We start from the raw sequence: 13,584 nt of genomic DNA on the forward strand, positions 1-13,584 counted from the left end.
ATTTTTCAACTACTTCAACCTACTTATTTACTCTATCCGCCCAACTCTATTCAGGTAATAATTTAGTACTGATACACCGCTCACTTATCCGGCCGCCCTTCGATATCTATAGCTCGAGGGGCGGCTTTCAAGTTTTAACCACATCTGATTTAGACAGGCTGCTGCTTTCTCCTGACCTCTTTACTTGAATTTACTTGAAGTTTATGACCTTATTTGCTACGCTACCAATGCCTTCGCCCGCGGGCCATTCCTACTACACCACCTGCTATACACTGGCCTTCGGGGTGCAGTTGGCGCTGCTGCTGCGGGCAGGCTACCGCCGCGGCTATCCGCTGCAGACGTGGCTGGTGCTGCTGGCCGCTACTACGCTGGCCTTTATTGTAAGCACCAAGCTGCTGGCCGTACCAGCCGAAGCGTGGCCGGAGTTGCTGTACCACGGCACCTGGCCCGCCACCACGGCCCGCTCGGTGCTGGGCGGTGGCCTCGGGTTCGGGCTAGTGATATTGGTGCTACGCCGGTGGCTAGGCTTCAGCTGGCACGTCGCCGATGCCTTTGCCGGGCCGTTTTGCGCCGGGCTGGTGGTGCAATGCGTGGGCTGCGTGCTAACGGGCTGCTGCTTCGGCGCGCCAACGGATGGTAGCTGGGGCCTCACGTATGCGGCGGATTCCATTCCCTACTTGTTTCAGCAGCAGCAGGGGCTGCTGGCTGCGGGCGCCACGCATTCCCTGGCCGTACATCCTACGCAACTCTACACGCTGCTGCTGTGCGCCGGCGTGGGTCTGGTGCTGTGGCTGACGCGCCACCGGCCATGGCCCGCCGGCAGCCGCGCCCTCCTGCAAGCAGGCCTGCTCGTGCTGGGTCGGCTGGTTATCGAGTTCTGGCGCGACCCGGCCGGGGAGCCAGTTGGCGCGGCTGTTGTTACGGTAGGGGGCTTTTCCATGCTCGCCCTACAGTGGGTGTTGCTGCCTTACGCTATACTTTTGTTTGGGGCCTGGGGCCTGTTGCTGTATCGGGCTCGGCTTGCGCCGTCCGCCTCGGAAGAGGCCCCTGCCAACCGGCCGGTACGCAATCTGCTGGTCGTGGTGGGGCTGTTGGCTGGCACGACCTTACTGCCCGTTGGCGCCCTCACGCTGCCAGAGCTGCTGGTAGTGAAAACGGTGCTGCTGGCTGTAGTGGTACTGGCTACTGCTACGGTCTTACGTGAGGCTATGGCTACGCAACGAATTGGCTTGCCGCTGGCTGCCGCGGCGGTGGTGCTGCTCTTCACCAACCAAGTGCCCGCTGATTCAACTGGCAAGAGGCAACACTGGTCATTTTCAGTTGGCGGTGGCAAAGGGCAATTTACTCGGGAACAGCAACCCTACGCGCAAGAAGGTTGCGGCTCTCCGCCCATTCGTCCTTTCCGACACGAATACAAATCACTGAGTGTTGATGCAACCAGCACTTGGCATCCCGACCCTAACCGGCCTGAAGCAGAGAATGAATTAGGTGTCCGTTTACTGGTAGGCCGTGACCAGCAGGTTGCCCTGGATGTGTCGGAACCTGTAAAATCTACTACGCTGATTGGTATCGACCCTCACATTATGCTGAACCGGCGCTTTATAGGTCTTGGCGGAGGAATAATGCTAGGGCCTATCGGGTACAACAGGATGAGAGAAAATACCTACAATGCCAATGTCTTTGCGCCACATCTGACCGTTCGGCTTGGTCCGCGCGACTATGTCTACCTGCAAGCTGATGTTAACACGCCCAACCAAGGGCTTGGCAATCCTGCTACTCGCCTGGCCCTCGGTTCACGTTTCAAGTCGGGTGGGCGCTATGGACTTTTGGCGGGGGTAGCTACCGGCACTGGCTACCCAACCCCCGGGGGGACTCGTAATCGGGCCTTTTTCATTGAATCCAGCTTACAAGTGAGCCAGCGCTTGCAGGTGCTCCCCTACCTGACGCTAGGCGGCCGGGAGTTTCGGCAGCTGCATCTGCAAGTGCGCTACGAGCTGCCCCACCGCCGCTAACCCGCTTAGCTCAGCCGCCGCACCAGCCACATAATCCCACTCAAGAGCAAACTGATCAACAGCATCGAAACGATGGGCGCGTAGAGCCGGAAGCCGGGCCGCTCGATGCGAATGTCGCCGGGCAGGCGGCCGAACCAGCCGAGCAACGAGCCGCCCCCAAGCCAGATGAAGGCCCCGAGTGCAACCACCGCCAAGCCGAGCAGAACCAATATTTTGCCGAATTGCGGAGTCATGGGTTAGTCTGTACTTCATGGTAGAGGACGACAGTCACAACCACGACCAGCACGGTATACAGCTCCAAAGCCAGCCACTCACCCTGGGCCCTAAAGTCGAAAGGAAACTTTGCCCGTACCCGTTGTTGCACCCAAAGGGAAGCCATGACGCCAACACCCATCAGCCCGAGGGCCAGGGTCTGCGAAAGTAGTTGCCGAAACATAAGAAGCAAGGCTATCAGTGGCACCAAACCAATAAGGTAACCTAGCAAACGTGCTGCGAATAAGGAAGTTGGCATATAGTATTAAGAATACATTCGAGTGGGCAACAAAAGGAACTTCATGCTTCACCTCTAGCTTCGCTCAGCATGACGTTCCAATGATTAGAATCTAAGTAGCGGCTTCAACAAGCCACTTCCAATACGATTTCCCACCTCACTTAGATATAGCCGTTTTCCTGCGCGTAGGCAATCAGGTCGATGGTTTTGTTGACGTTGGCTTTCTTCATCAGGCTCTTGCGGTGGGTGTTTACCGTGTTAATGCTGATGAAAAGCTTCTCGCTGATAGCTGTGCTCGATAGGCCCTGGCCCACCAGCCGCAGAATGTGCTGCTCCCGCTCGCTAAACAGGGGTTGTTGCTGGTGGAGGTGATTGTGCAGAAACTGCGGGAAGGTTTCGCTCTTCGGGCCTTCCACGTTCCACTTGATGCGGTTGGTGTCAGTTATCAAACTGATATCGGTGCAGAAGCTGAGGTAGGCCACTACTTCGTTGTTGGCATTTTTGAGGAAGGGCGTGTTCTGCCGGAGCACGGTTATGTAGCGGCCATCGAGCCGGCGCACCCGGTAGTTCATCTGGAAGGTGGAAATAAATGGCACCAGCTCCGCGGCGTGGGCCAGCACAAAGGAAAGCAGCGCCTTCGACACGTTGAAATAGGTGCTGCGGTCGGCCGGGTGGATGTTGCGCACAAAGAAATCAGCCGTTAGCTCGTCTAGCTCATAGCCAAGGCACTCGGCAAAGCCTTTGTGATAAAACTGCCCCGAAGCAATGTCGTGGATGTACAGAAATTGGTTGGGCCAAACGGGCACAGTTGCCAGGTACTCCTCGATCCTGCTCGCAGAATCGGGCCTAAGATCGTCGTAATGGAAGCGCAGTTCCTCCAGGAAGGTAACAAACGCGGCTCCCTCGTCTACTACTACTTGCTTCATTGGGCTTGCTTTCAATCTACTATGGAGTGTTAATACAAGCTGCGGACCGTGCTGCTTCAGCAGATCATGTTTTTGCTTATTTCCTAAAACGACCTTCAAGCGTATAGTCTATTTTAACAATTATACCTTTCTAAAGCCAATAGCCCTATCCTACCTAAGGCCTATTTCAATAATTTATATACAAATTTCCATAAATCACCCTTTCAGGTGATTGACAACCTCTAGTTCAGCTTGTAAGTTTGGTTGGAATCGAACCTATACACCACCAAATCTTACTGAGATGCCAAAAGTTGAACTAGAAGCGCACAAGGATGGCGACTACTTCGTAGATTATGAAGAGAAGGTATTTGAAGATGTAAAAGCGGAGCCCGGCCAAAAAGCCTTGGTTACGTTCCACACGGTGGCATTTGAGGGCTCGATTGGCTTGGTCAACATCCTGTCGGCTACCCGGCTGCTGCGCAAGGGCTTCGATACTTCCATCCTGCTGTATGGCCCCGGCGTGACGCTCGGCTTGCAGCGTGGCTTCCCCAAGCTTGGCAACGAAGCATTTCCAGGCCACCAGGTGTATGCGCAGCGCCTCAACAAGTTCATGGAAGAAGGTGGCAAAGTGTACGCCTGCCGCTTCGCCCTGCAAGCCCTCTACGGCCACGGCGAGCCGGCCTTACTGCCCGGCATCACCCCCATCAGCCCCCTCGACGTGCTCGACCTCAACCTGATTCACAAGCGCGACAAATCGGTCATCATCGACTCCTGGACGCTGTAACAGCAACTAGCGGTTGGCTGTAGCGCGAAGCCTGCGCTTTGCGCGTCGTTGAACGACATCGTTGCTACGACCCGGCAGTCAGCAACGGTACGCGAAGCTTAGGCTTCGCGCTACAGCCTAAGAATTTACCCTAAGAGCTTAAAGGCTTCCTGGCACCTTGGCTACTCTGCTCTAGCCAGCCTCTCGCAGGTTGGTGTAACTCTTCTTCCAATGGCTACCAAACAACTCATCAAAGCCGCTGCCGCACAGCTTAAACCCGTGCTGGACAATGCCTTGGCTACCACCGAAAAGGTGTGCGACGCCATTCGGATTGCGGCGGGCAAAGGAGCCGACATCATCGTATTTCCCGAAACCTTCATCCCCAACTACCCTTATTTCTCGTTCGTGCGGCCCCCGGTGCTGGCGGGCAAAGAGCATCTGCGGCTCTACGACGAAGCCGTAATGGTACCCGGCCCCCTAACCGATTTGGTGGCCGCCGCCGCCCGGGAGTGCAGCATGGTGGTGGTGCTCGGTGTAAACGAGAAGGACTATGGGAGCCTGTATAACACGCAGCTGATTTTCGATACCACTGGCGAATTGGTACTGAAGCGGCGCAAAATCACGCCCACCTACCACGAGCGCATGATTTGGGGCCAGGGCGACGGCAGCGGCCTGCGGGCCGTGGATACCACGCTGGCACGCATTGGGGCGCTGGCCTGTTGGGAGCACTACAACCCGCTGGCCCGCTACGCCCTCATGGCCGACCACGAAGAAATTCACTGCGCGCAGTTCCCGGGCTCGATGGTGGGACAAATTTTTGCCGACCAGATGGAAGTCACTATCCGCCACCACGCGCTGGAATCGGGCTGTTTCGTGATAAATGCCTGCGGTTGGCTCGATGAAGACCAGATTGCCAGCATCACCCCCGACCCGGCCTTGCAGAAAGCACTGCGCGGCGGCTGTATGACGGCTATTATTTCGCCGGAGGGCGCGCACCTCTGCCCGCCACTCACCGAGGGCGAAGGCATTATTTATGCTGACCTGGACATGCGCTTAATTGAGAAGCGCAAGCGCATGATGGACTCTGTAGGCCACTACGCGCGCCCCGAGCTATTATCGATGCACGTCAACCAGGCGGTGCAGCAACCCGTGTTTGCGGCGCACGCCGTGCCTGCGCCGCGGCCAGCTGAAACCTTTGAAGCCTCTGCTCCATGATAGCCACGCAACTTTCCGAGCAGGTCCTGACGGAGTTGCAAACGCTTGGGCTGCAACTAACCAACCAGCAAACCGGCACCCCCGCCCGCCAGGGCGGCGCCGGCCCCACCGACCACAAGGCGGTGCGCATTGATGGCAGCACCACCATCATGGTGCCGGTATTCCACGAAACCTCGCGCCGGTCGCCCTACAGTGCCAGCCCGCCCGACGCCTTGGGTGTAGCTGAGCTGTTTCGGGATGGAGAGCTGCTTGGGGTGGTCCAGTTCCCGACGCAGCCGCGCTTCTATGGCCAGAACACGTCCGACGGTATTCCGTTCTGGAAAATCGCGCAGCTACACAGCCACAACGTGCTAGCTACCACGCTGCTGCAAAACTGCATCCGCTACAACGACAAGGAAACGTCTTGCCAGTTTTGCGCCATTGGCGAGTCGCTGAAAAACAACCGGACCATTGCCTACAAGCGCCCCCACCACCTCATTGAAGTGACGCGGGCCGCCATAGAGCTGGACGGTATCGAGCAGCTGGTTATCACCACCGGCACGCCCGCTACCAAAGACCGGGGCGCAAAGATTCTGTACGAAACGGTGCTGGCGCTTAAGCAAGAAGTTGACATTCCGGTGCAGGTGCAGTGCGAGCCGCCCGACGATTTCAGGTGGTTTCAGAAACTGAAAGATGCTGGTGCCGATGCCCTCGGCATGCACCTCGAAGCAGTGGAAGAAGACGTCCGCCGCCGCATTATGCCGGGCAAGGCCGAAGTAAACGTGGCCTACTACATGGAAGCCTTCGAGGCGGCCGTTGCCGTATTCGGCCGCGGCCAAGTTTCCACCTACCTGCTGGCCGGTCTCGGCGACAGCGCCGAAACCCTGATCAATACCAGCCGCGAGCTAATTGCCTTGGGCGTATACCCGTTCATTGTGCCGTTTGTGCCGGTGCGCAACACGCCGCTGGCGCACCACCCCACGCCCGACCAGGCGTTTATGCAGCGGGTGCTGGCGCCGGTAGGCCAGATGCTGGTTGCGGCTGGTATGACTTCCGACACCCTGAAAGCGGGCTGCGGCAAGTGCGGAGCCTGCTCGACGCTGAAATCTTTCGAGACGAAAACCAGCCGCCTGCTATGATCATCGAAACGCCTCCCCCCTACAAGTCGGATTACCTGGCCTTCGATTTTGCGCAGGAAGCCTGGCAGCTTCAACAGTACCACGCGGTGCGCAAAACCATCTTCTGCGACGAACAGGGCCTATTTTCCGGCTCTGACCGCGACACCGTCGATGCCACTGCGCTGCCCATTGTAGCCCTGGCTACTTGCGGCGGTATGCCCGACCGGGTGGTGGGCGTCGTGCGCATCGATGAGCGGCAGCCCGGCCTCTGGTACGGCAGCCGCCTCGGCGTAGCCGCCGACTACCGCAAGCTCACTCGCTTCGACTGTTACGGCCTCTTCGACGAGCACAATCCGCGCACGCCCTTCGACCAATCCATTGGCGCCGGGCTGATTTACAAAGCCGTTTCAACGGCCACGGCCCTCGGCTGCCAGCAATTCTACGCCAATGTGCAGATCCAAAACGTGAAGTTCTTTGAGCGGCTGCACTGGCACAGTCTGTTCACCTTCGAGCTGTTCGGCATGATGCACGCCCGCATGGAAGCCGATTTAACTTATTATCCCGCCTCGCAGCTAGCGTTGCAGCAGTTTGGTATGGTTGGCTAACGGTTGCATGATGCAAAAGGAACGGTCATACTAAGCCAACAGAAATTATTCCACCTCCTCACCCCTCTCCAATGGCTTCCCTTGTAATCTGTTGCAGCCTCACCAAAGGGTCGAAGACCAATGTGCTGGCGCGCGAGGTTGAGAGTGCATTTGCGGCGGGTGGGCGCGTGGCGACGCTGCTGGAACTGAGCGACTACAACCTACCGCAGTGCGACGGCCGCGTGTGCTACGAGCACCCCGAGGTGCAGGCCATCACGCAGCTGGTGGCCGATGCCGACTGCATCATTTTCTGCTGCCCGGTATACGTGTACGACCTCTCGGCCGCGGCCAAAAACGTTGTGGAGCTGACCGGCCGGGGCTCGGCGTGGTTCAAGAAGTCGGTGGGATTTGTGTGCATGGCCGGTACGCTGGCCAGCTTTATGTCGGTGATGCCGTTTGCCAACAGCCTCATGTTCGACTACAAGTGCGTTATCGTGCCCAAGTTCGTGTACGTGACGGCAACAGCCTTTGAAGGAGCCGAGCTAACCAGCCCCGACATCAAACAGCGCATCACCCACCTAACCGCTGATGTGCAGCGGCTCGGGGCGGTGTCGCAAACTTTATCGGACTGGTGATGGATGCCCGACAACTCGTGCGCCAGCTGCTGGCCAACCCTTCGGTGCAAGACAAAGTGCTGATTGAGCGCACCTACGCCCCCAACGGCGACACCGTAACCATAGCCGGCGCCCCCGTACGCCTCGGCGACGACTGCGCCGCCATTCCGGATGGCCACGGCGGCTACACGCTGTTTGCGGCCGAAGGCCTTGTGGAAGCTTTTGTAGCAAATGAGCCCTGGTTTGCCGGCTACTCCGCCGTAATGGTCAATATCAGCGACATCTGCGCCATGGGCGGTTTGCCGGTGGCCCTCACCAACGTCATCTGGTCGCGCGACCAGCCCGACAGCGCCGCCTTATGGGACGGTATGCTGGCCGCCTGCGCCGCCTACGACGTGCCGATGGTTGGGGGCCACACCTGTTACAACAGCGCCGCCCGCCACCTGGCCGTGTCCATCATCGGCAAAGCCGAGCGTCTCCTTTCCAGCTTCGACGCCCGCCCCGGCGACCAGTTGCTGATGGCTATCGACATGAACGGAGAGTACTTCAAGCAGTACCCTTTCTGGAATGCCAGCACCCACCAAAACCCCACTGACCTCCGGCGGAAGATGCACCTGTTCTACACCATCGCCAACGCGGGTTTGTCGGGTGCCGCCAAGGATATCAGCATGGGCGGCATCGTCGGGACGCTGCACATGCTGGCGCGTACCTCGCGCGTGGGGGCGGTGCTGGACATAGACGCAGTGCCCGCGCCGCCGGGTGTGCCGCTGGAAAAGTGGCTTACCAGCTTCCCGAGCTACGGCTATCTGCTTACCAGCCCGCCAACTCACTCGCAGCAGATTATCAACCTATTCACTGAAAACGGTATCCAAGCCACCGTCATCGGCGAAATAACTGCCTCCGAAACTATACAGCTGCGCTATCAAGGCCAAACAGTACCATTTGTGCTCGATGCCATGCCGGAACCAGTGTGACACGAAGCTCTGGCTTGATGGGGCATTGGCAGTAGCACGAAGCCTGCGCTTCACGTGTCGCTGCTAACGGCCACTACAACAGTCAATAAGTCAACAAGCCGAAGCCTAGTAGTACATCTTCACCCGCAGCAAGGATACGCGAAGCACCGGCTTCGCGCCACAGCCTACACATTTCTCATGCCTGAAACTTACGTCCGTATTGCGTGGCCGAACGGCCAGGAAACGTTGGTCTACTCCCCGTCCAGCATCATCCGGGAATACTTCCAGCCGGCCACTGAGCTAAGTTTAGTTGATTTTCAGGCGCGCTGCACGCAGGCCCTCGACCATGCCAGCCGGCGCGTGCAGGAAGTGTACGGCTACGAATGCAGCGCCTCGGCGGCCGAAAAGTACCGCATCGATGATGCCATCAAGGCCTTCCAGCCCACCGATGCCAACCAAACCGTTAAAATTCTCGCAATAAATTCCTGACTGCCATGGAAACGCTCACTAAGAAGAAAACTTTCTCGGACCTGCTCGCCTCCGACAAGTTCATTGTTTCGGCGGAGCTGACGCCCCCGCGCCACTTCGACACGACAGGCTTCATGAATGCGGCCAACATCGTGAGCGAATATGTAGACGTGGTACAAATCAACGACCACCTGCTCTCGCGGGCCCGCATGAGTAACCTTGTGCCCGGCATGCACTGCAAGCAGGTCGGCATGGAGCCCATTTTGCAGTTCACGCTGCGGCACCGCAACCGCATTGCCCTGCAAGGCGACTTGTTGGCCTTCGCTAACCTTGGTCTGGAAAACATCATCGTACTTGGCGGCTACCCCTGCGCCATCGGTACCGACCCCGCCTCCAAAGACGCCACCGACCTAGGCAGCGTGGAAGCCATTGCCAGCATCACGGCCCTCACCAACGAAGGCCGCCTCTTCAACGGCGACATCATCAAGCCGGCCCCCAAATTCACGGTCGGCACCATTGACTTCCCCTGCGCTACCGATAAGATCGAGGAAAGCATGCAGCGCCTAACCGAGAAAATCGACGCCGGCGCTAAGTACATTCAAGTGCAGGCCATTTTCGAGTTGGGCCCGATGCAGTTTTGGATGAGCGAGGTGGTGCGGCGCGGCCTGCACAAGCGGGCTCGGTTTCTGGCGGCCATCTTCCCCTTCAGCGGCGCCGAGCGCCTGCACGTACTGCGCGAAATCCCTGGCCTCAGCATCCCCGACCACCTGTTGGCCCGCGTGGAAAGCAACAACAGCGAACGGGAAAGCTTGGCCATCACCCTCGAACTTATCCAAGGCATCCGCTCCATCGAAGGCATCACCGGCCTGCACATCCGCTCCATCGGCGCCGAAGATTGGGTTCCCCGCATCCTCACCGCCGCCAATTTGGGCGGCGAGTTGGTGTATTGAAGCGGTAGCTTACAGGTACAGGCTGCTCAATCAAGCACAATATGTGGAACCGAAGCGTCTTATGCGCAGGCGCCAGCCTTACAGAAACGCAAGAAAGTCAACCATTCCTAGTGCTTCCTCAGCTGAGGAGAGTCTAGGAATAGTTGACTTTCTTGCGTTTTCTATGACTTGCAGGCGAGGGCACCGAAGTGGTTATTGGCTTCGGAGGCATAGCCAGCTATTGGATTCTCTACCACTTCCCAAAGGATAACAGAGCAGCTAACCCAAGTAGTGCAAAAATCCCGCAAGCTACCCACTCCTCACGCTTGCTGAAATCCTGAGGATACGATTGGCGAATACGTGCCTGCCCCCCAATACCAACGAAAAGCGCCACCACAAAAAGCGGGAGAAACACTTGCGTGGATAGATGCGGAATCAGGTAGATAACCACCAGCACAGGCAAGCCCACGAAATAAGCAGCAAGGCGCGGCAAGAAGGCGGCAGATTTCATAATACAGCAAAATTATTAGGAGTAAACAAGATACGCTTTATCCAGGATGCAACAATTAAAGCCCATGCTTCACCCCTGCCCAAACACCGGCTCAATCCGGCCTTCCGGGTTGATTTGCAGCACCGCCTCGTACCGCTGCCCCGACTTGGCGGACACAAACCCACGGATAACACCGGTTTTGCCTTTGCGCAGCAGCTGATTCATCTGGGTGTCGCTCAGGGTTTTGCCGCCCCACTCAAAAGGCACTCGGAACTGGCAGTCTTCGCGGAAACGGGAACAGCCGTAGGCAGCTTTGCCCTTGAGCATCTGGCCAAGGCGGCACACCGGGCAGGGAATCTGGCCGGGGTCAGTAGGCGTGGTGGGCTTGCTTTCGGCAGCGCGCACTAGTTCCAGGGTGCGCTGTGGCGTGAGGCGGATAGCGGCGTCGAACTTCTGGCCGGCATCGTCTAGGAAGCTCTTGATAACGGGCGTGCGGCCTTTGCCTAGCAAGGGCGCTAGCTGCTTGTCGGTGAGCTTCTTGCCTTCAAACTCGGTGGGCAACCGGAACTGGCAGCCTTCGCGCCAACGGGAGCAGCCAAAGGCCGATTTGCCGCGGAGCACGTGGCCGCTGCCGCAGGCCGGGCAAGGCCCGAGTGCGCCGGGAACAGCAGGCGTCGGGGCGGCTTTGGGCGGATTGGCTTTGGTGGCAGCAACTTTTTTCTGGCCGGTGAGGTCGGCTAGCTCGGTTTTGCTGACGGTAATACCACGGCCCGAACCGTCTTGCTTTACTTCCAGCACCATTTCACGCACCAGTTGCTTTAGCTCATCGAGAAACAAGCCGGCATCAAGATTACCAGCCTCTATCTGGCGCAGCTTCCGCTCCCACTGCCCCGTCAGCTCCGCCGATTTTAGCGTGGGGTTGCGGATGAGGCCGATAAGCTCAACACCGGTAGCCGTAGGCAGAATCTTCTTTTTGTCGCGGATGATGTAGCCGCGCTTGAACAACGTTTCGATAATGGCAGCGCGGGTACTCGGGCGCCCGATGCCGTTTTCTTTCATAGCCAACCGTAGCTCGTCGTCGTCCACGTTGCGGCCGGCCGTTTCCATGCCGCGTAGCAGCATGGCCTCGGAGTACTCGCGCGGGGGCTGCGTTACTTTCTGGTCGAGGCGCGGCTTGTGGGGGCCGCTTTCATCCTTCACGAAGTTGGGCAGCACGGTGCTTACTACATCGTCGTCGCCCTCGCCGGCTGCTTTGGGGGCCGAAGGAGCCTGCTGCTTCTCCGGGTCGCCGTACACCACGCGCCAGCCGGGGTTCAGAATCTGCCGGCCCCGCACGCGGAACGGGTAGCCGCCCGCTTCGGCCGTGACGGTGGTGTTGCTGACTTCACAATCAGGGTAGAAAGCCGCCAGGAAACGGCGCACAATGATGTCGTAGACGCTGCTTTCGTTGCCGCCGAGGCCGTTGGCACTCGCACCCGTCGGGATGATGGCGTGGTGGTCGGTGACCTTGTTGTTGTTGAAGACCTTAGTGGACTTGCGAATTTTGGTGGCCAGCAACGGCGCTGTGAGGCCCGCGTAGCCGCCCAAGCCGCGCAGGATGTCCGGAATTTTTGGGTACTGGTCGTCGGGCAGGAAGGTGGTGTCTACGCGCGGATAGCTCACCACTTTCTTCTCGTAGAGGCTTTGAACCGTCTTGAGCGTGTCTTCGGCCGAAAGTCCCAACTGGTTGTTGCACTGCACCTGCAAGGAAGTCAGGTCAAACAACGACGGCGGCGTTTCGTAGCCTTTCTTGATTTCGACGCCCGTCACGGTCAAGGGCACATCCTTCACGGCGGCCATGGCGGCGTCGGCTTCTTCCTGGCTCACAAAGTAGCCACGCGCTTTCAGGCGAGCTTTTTCGTCGGGTTCGTCGTCGTCGGCCTTGCCTTTCTTGGGCGGCGCCACGTGGCTGAACATAGTGCCGCGGTACTCGGTGCGCAACACCCAATACGGCTCCGGCCTGAAGTTCTGGATTTCGTGGTATCGGTCTACCAGCAGCGCCAGCGTGGGCGTTTGCACCCGGCCAAGGCTGAGCACCTGCCGCTGACCGGCCGCATATTTGAGCGTAAACAACCGCGTGGCGTTCAACCCGAGCAGCCAGTCGCCAACGGCACGGCTCTTGCCGGCCTGGTAGAGCTTGTCGAACTCGGCACCGTCGCGCAGGTTAGCAAATCCTTGGCGGATAGCTTCTTCAGTGAGCGAGGAAATCCAGAGGCGTTTGAAGGGCTTGCGGTATTTGGCTTCCATCAGTACCCACCGCTGAATCACCTCCCCTTCCTGGCCGGCGTCGCCGCAGTTTATCACTTCCTCGGCATTGGCCAGCAAGTTTTTGATGACGGTGAACTGCCGCACTACGCCGTCGTCGCGGCGCATGAGCTTGATGCCGAACTTGTCGGGCAGCATGGGCAGGTCGTGGATGCTCCAGCGCTTCCATTCGGGGCGGTAGTCTTCGGGCTCCCGGAGCTGGCAGAAGTGGCCGAAGGTCCAGGTGACCTGGTAGCCGTTGCCCTCGTAGTAGCCGTCCATGCGCCGGTTGGCCCCCAATACGGTGGCTATTTCACGGGCAACGCTCGGCTTTTCGGCAATGCAGACTTTCAATTCGCTGTTTCTCGCTGAGGTGGGAATATTGCTGAGGTGGTCAGCAAAGAATCAACAAAGATAACAGGAGAAAAAGTCGTTTTAGGATTGAGTAGTGAGCAGGTTCTTAACGGGGAATTAACCGGTCACATTAACCTCTGGCGCGAGCCGGATCAAGTGAAATATCATTCAGATACTTAACTCGCCAGACACCTAACGCTATAGCAGTTTCTTCTGTCTCATCATCCATGACAATCCAGCTATCAATGCGGTTTGACAAAAATATTAGTTCGCTTATATCCTCTCGTGTAATTGTGCCATGGCCGTATTTCCTAGGTCCCATCAACACAGCATTCCAGAGTACATACTCTAAATTCTGCAACCAGCCCGCATAATAACATCTCTCAGAAATATCACTCATAAGATCATGCAGGAGTATTTGCTCTGA

General features: G+C 58.0%; 15 protein-coding genes. 9 read left to right on the forward strand and 6 right to left on the reverse strand.

Features of this window, described 5'->3' with window-relative positions:
* The first annotated feature begins 203 nt into the window (after positions 1 to 203).
* Positions 204 to 2,012: a prolipoprotein diacylglyceryl transferase family protein gene (locus VF639_RS14990; protein WP_331146733.1), complete on the forward strand. Its 1,809-nt coding sequence runs from the start codon at positions 204 to 206 to the stop codon at positions 2,010 to 2,012.
* 5 nt (positions 2,013 to 2,017) lie between these two features.
* Here VF639_RS14990 and VF639_RS14995 read toward each other — a convergent pair whose 3' ends face one another.
* From VF639_RS14995 to VF639_RS15005, 3 genes are all read right to left on the reverse strand, one after another.
* Complete coding sequence (locus VF639_RS14995) at positions 2,018 to 2,245, reverse strand: DUF2905 domain-containing protein (RefSeq protein ID WP_331146734.1); 228 nt, start codon at positions 2,243 to 2,245, stop codon at positions 2,018 to 2,020.
* Entirely contained in the window at positions 2,242 to 2,448 is a 207-nt protein-coding gene (locus VF639_RS15000; RefSeq protein WP_331146735.1) for a hypothetical protein, read from the reverse strand. The genes VF639_RS14995 and VF639_RS15000 overlap by 4 nt, the downstream gene beginning before the upstream one ends.
* 215 nt (positions 2,449 to 2,663) lie before the next feature.
* Entirely contained in the window at positions 2,664 to 3,428 is a 765-nt protein-coding gene (locus VF639_RS15005; protein ID WP_331146736.1) for a LuxR C-terminal-related transcriptional regulator, read from the reverse strand.
* Positions 3,429 to 3,708: 280 nt separating this feature from the next.
* On the opposite strand from VF639_RS15005, the gene VF639_RS15010 reads away from it, so the two are divergent.
* The 8 genes from VF639_RS15010 (at position 3,709) to VF639_RS15045 (ending at position 10,051) form a co-directional block, all read left to right on the forward strand.
* Entirely contained in the window at positions 3,709 to 4,191 is a 483-nt protein-coding gene (locus VF639_RS15010; RefSeq protein WP_331146737.1) for an MSMEG_0572/Sll0783 family nitrogen starvation response protein, read from the forward strand.
* 210 nt (positions 4,192 to 4,401) lie between these two features.
* Complete coding sequence (locus VF639_RS15015; RefSeq protein ID WP_331146738.1) at positions 4,402 to 5,385, forward strand: Nit6803 family nitrilase; 984 nt, start codon at positions 4,402 to 4,404, stop codon at positions 5,383 to 5,385.
* On the forward strand, positions 5,382 to 6,503 hold the full coding sequence (locus VF639_RS15020) for an MSMEG_0568 family radical SAM protein (protein ID WP_331146739.1): 1,122 nt from the start codon (positions 5,382 to 5,384) through the stop codon (positions 6,501 to 6,503). The genes VF639_RS15015 and VF639_RS15020 overlap by 4 nt, the downstream gene beginning before the upstream one ends.
* Positions 6,500 to 7,087, forward strand: coding sequence for an MSMEG_0567/Sll0786 family nitrogen starvation N-acetyltransferase (locus VF639_RS15025; RefSeq protein WP_331146740.1), 588 nt, complete (start codon positions 6,500 to 6,502; stop codon positions 7,085 to 7,087). Before VF639_RS15020 ends, VF639_RS15025 begins: the two co-directional genes overlap by 4 nt.
* Positions 7,088 to 7,158: 71 nt before the next feature.
* A complete protein-coding gene (locus VF639_RS15030; RefSeq protein WP_331146741.1) occupies positions 7,159 to 7,701 on the forward strand; it encodes an NADPH-dependent FMN reductase in 543 nt (180 codons plus the stop codon).
* Complete coding sequence (locus VF639_RS15035) at positions 7,701 to 8,654, forward strand: sll0787 family AIR synthase-like protein (RefSeq protein WP_331146742.1); 954 nt, start codon at positions 7,701 to 7,703, stop codon at positions 8,652 to 8,654. Before VF639_RS15030 ends, VF639_RS15035 begins: the two co-directional genes overlap by 1 nt.
* A gap of 177 nt (positions 8,655 to 8,831) precedes the next feature.
* Positions 8,832 to 9,122 carry an MSMEG_0570 family nitrogen starvation response protein gene (locus VF639_RS15040; protein ID WP_331146743.1) on the forward strand — a complete coding sequence of 97 codons (291 nt, stop codon included), beginning with the start codon at positions 8,832 to 8,834 and terminating at the stop codon, positions 9,120 to 9,122.
* Positions 9,123 to 9,127: 5 nt separating this feature from the next.
* On the forward strand, positions 9,128 to 10,051 hold the full coding sequence (locus VF639_RS15045; protein ID WP_331146744.1) for a methylenetetrahydrofolate reductase: 924 nt from the start codon (positions 9,128 to 9,130) through the stop codon (positions 10,049 to 10,051).
* Positions 10,052 to 10,280: 229 nt separating this feature from the next.
* Here VF639_RS15045 and VF639_RS15050 read toward each other — a convergent pair whose 3' ends face one another.
* The 3 genes from VF639_RS15050 to VF639_RS15060 form a co-directional block, all read right to left on the reverse strand.
* On the reverse strand, positions 10,281 to 10,541 hold the full coding sequence (locus VF639_RS15050; RefSeq protein ID WP_331146745.1) for a hypothetical protein: 261 nt from the start codon (positions 10,539 to 10,541) through the stop codon (positions 10,281 to 10,283).
* 69 nt (positions 10,542 to 10,610) lie between these two features.
* Positions 10,611 to 13,157, reverse strand: coding sequence for a type IA DNA topoisomerase (locus VF639_RS15055; RefSeq protein ID WP_331146746.1), 2,547 nt, complete (start codon positions 13,155 to 13,157; stop codon positions 10,611 to 10,613).
* Between the two features lie 130 nt (positions 13,158 to 13,287).
* Complete coding sequence (locus VF639_RS15060) at positions 13,288 to 13,557, reverse strand: hypothetical protein (protein ID WP_331146747.1); 270 nt, start codon at positions 13,555 to 13,557, stop codon at positions 13,288 to 13,290.
* Between the last annotated feature and the right edge of the window lie 27 nt (positions 13,558 to 13,584).

Origin of the sequence: Hymenobacter sp. (assembly GCF_036387835.1) — a bacterium.
Taxonomy (GTDB): Bacteria; Bacteroidota; Bacteroidia; order Cytophagales; family Hymenobacteraceae; genus Hymenobacter.

Excerpts from the sequence above, each read along its gene's own strand:
- VF639_RS15035 (WP_331146742.1), top strand. The coding sequence starts at position 7,701 with ATGGATGCCCGACAACTCGTGCGCCAGCTGCTGGCCAACCCTTCGGTG.
- VF639_RS15015 (WP_331146738.1), top strand. The coding sequence starts at position 4,402 with ATGGCTACCAAACAACTCATCAAAGCCGCTGCCGCACAGCTTAAACCC.
- VF639_RS15005 (WP_331146736.1), bottom strand. The coding sequence starts at position 3,428 with ATGAAGCAAGTAGTAGTAGACGAGGGAGCCGCGTTTGTTACCTTCCTG.
- VF639_RS15000 (WP_331146735.1), bottom strand. The coding sequence starts at position 2,448 with ATGTTTCGGCAACTACTTTCGCAGACCCTGGCCCTCGGGCTGATGGGT.
- VF639_RS15060 (WP_331146747.1), bottom strand. The coding sequence starts at position 13,557 with ATGAGTGATATTTCTGAGAGATGTTATTATGCGGGCTGGTTGCAGAAT.
- VF639_RS15050 (WP_331146745.1), bottom strand. The coding sequence starts at position 10,541 with ATGAAATCTGCCGCCTTCTTGCCGCGCCTTGCTGCTTATTTCGTGGGC.
- VF639_RS15045 (WP_331146744.1), top strand. The coding sequence starts at position 9,128 with ATGGAAACGCTCACTAAGAAGAAAACTTTCTCGGACCTGCTCGCCTCC.
- VF639_RS14990 (WP_331146733.1), top strand. The coding sequence starts at position 204 with ATGACCTTATTTGCTACGCTACCAATGCCTTCGCCCGCGGGCCATTCC.
- VF639_RS14995 (WP_331146734.1), bottom strand. The coding sequence starts at position 2,245 with ATGACTCCGCAATTCGGCAAAATATTGGTTCTGCTCGGCTTGGCGGTG.
- VF639_RS15040 (WP_331146743.1), top strand. The coding sequence starts at position 8,832 with ATGCCTGAAACTTACGTCCGTATTGCGTGGCCGAACGGCCAGGAAACG.
- VF639_RS15020 (WP_331146739.1), top strand. The coding sequence starts at position 5,382 with ATGATAGCCACGCAACTTTCCGAGCAGGTCCTGACGGAGTTGCAAACG.
- VF639_RS15030 (WP_331146741.1), top strand. The coding sequence starts at position 7,159 with ATGGCTTCCCTTGTAATCTGTTGCAGCCTCACCAAAGGGTCGAAGACC.
- VF639_RS15025 (WP_331146740.1), top strand. The coding sequence starts at position 6,500 with ATGATCATCGAAACGCCTCCCCCCTACAAGTCGGATTACCTGGCCTTC.
- VF639_RS15010 (WP_331146737.1), top strand. The coding sequence starts at position 3,709 with ATGCCAAAAGTTGAACTAGAAGCGCACAAGGATGGCGACTACTTCGTA.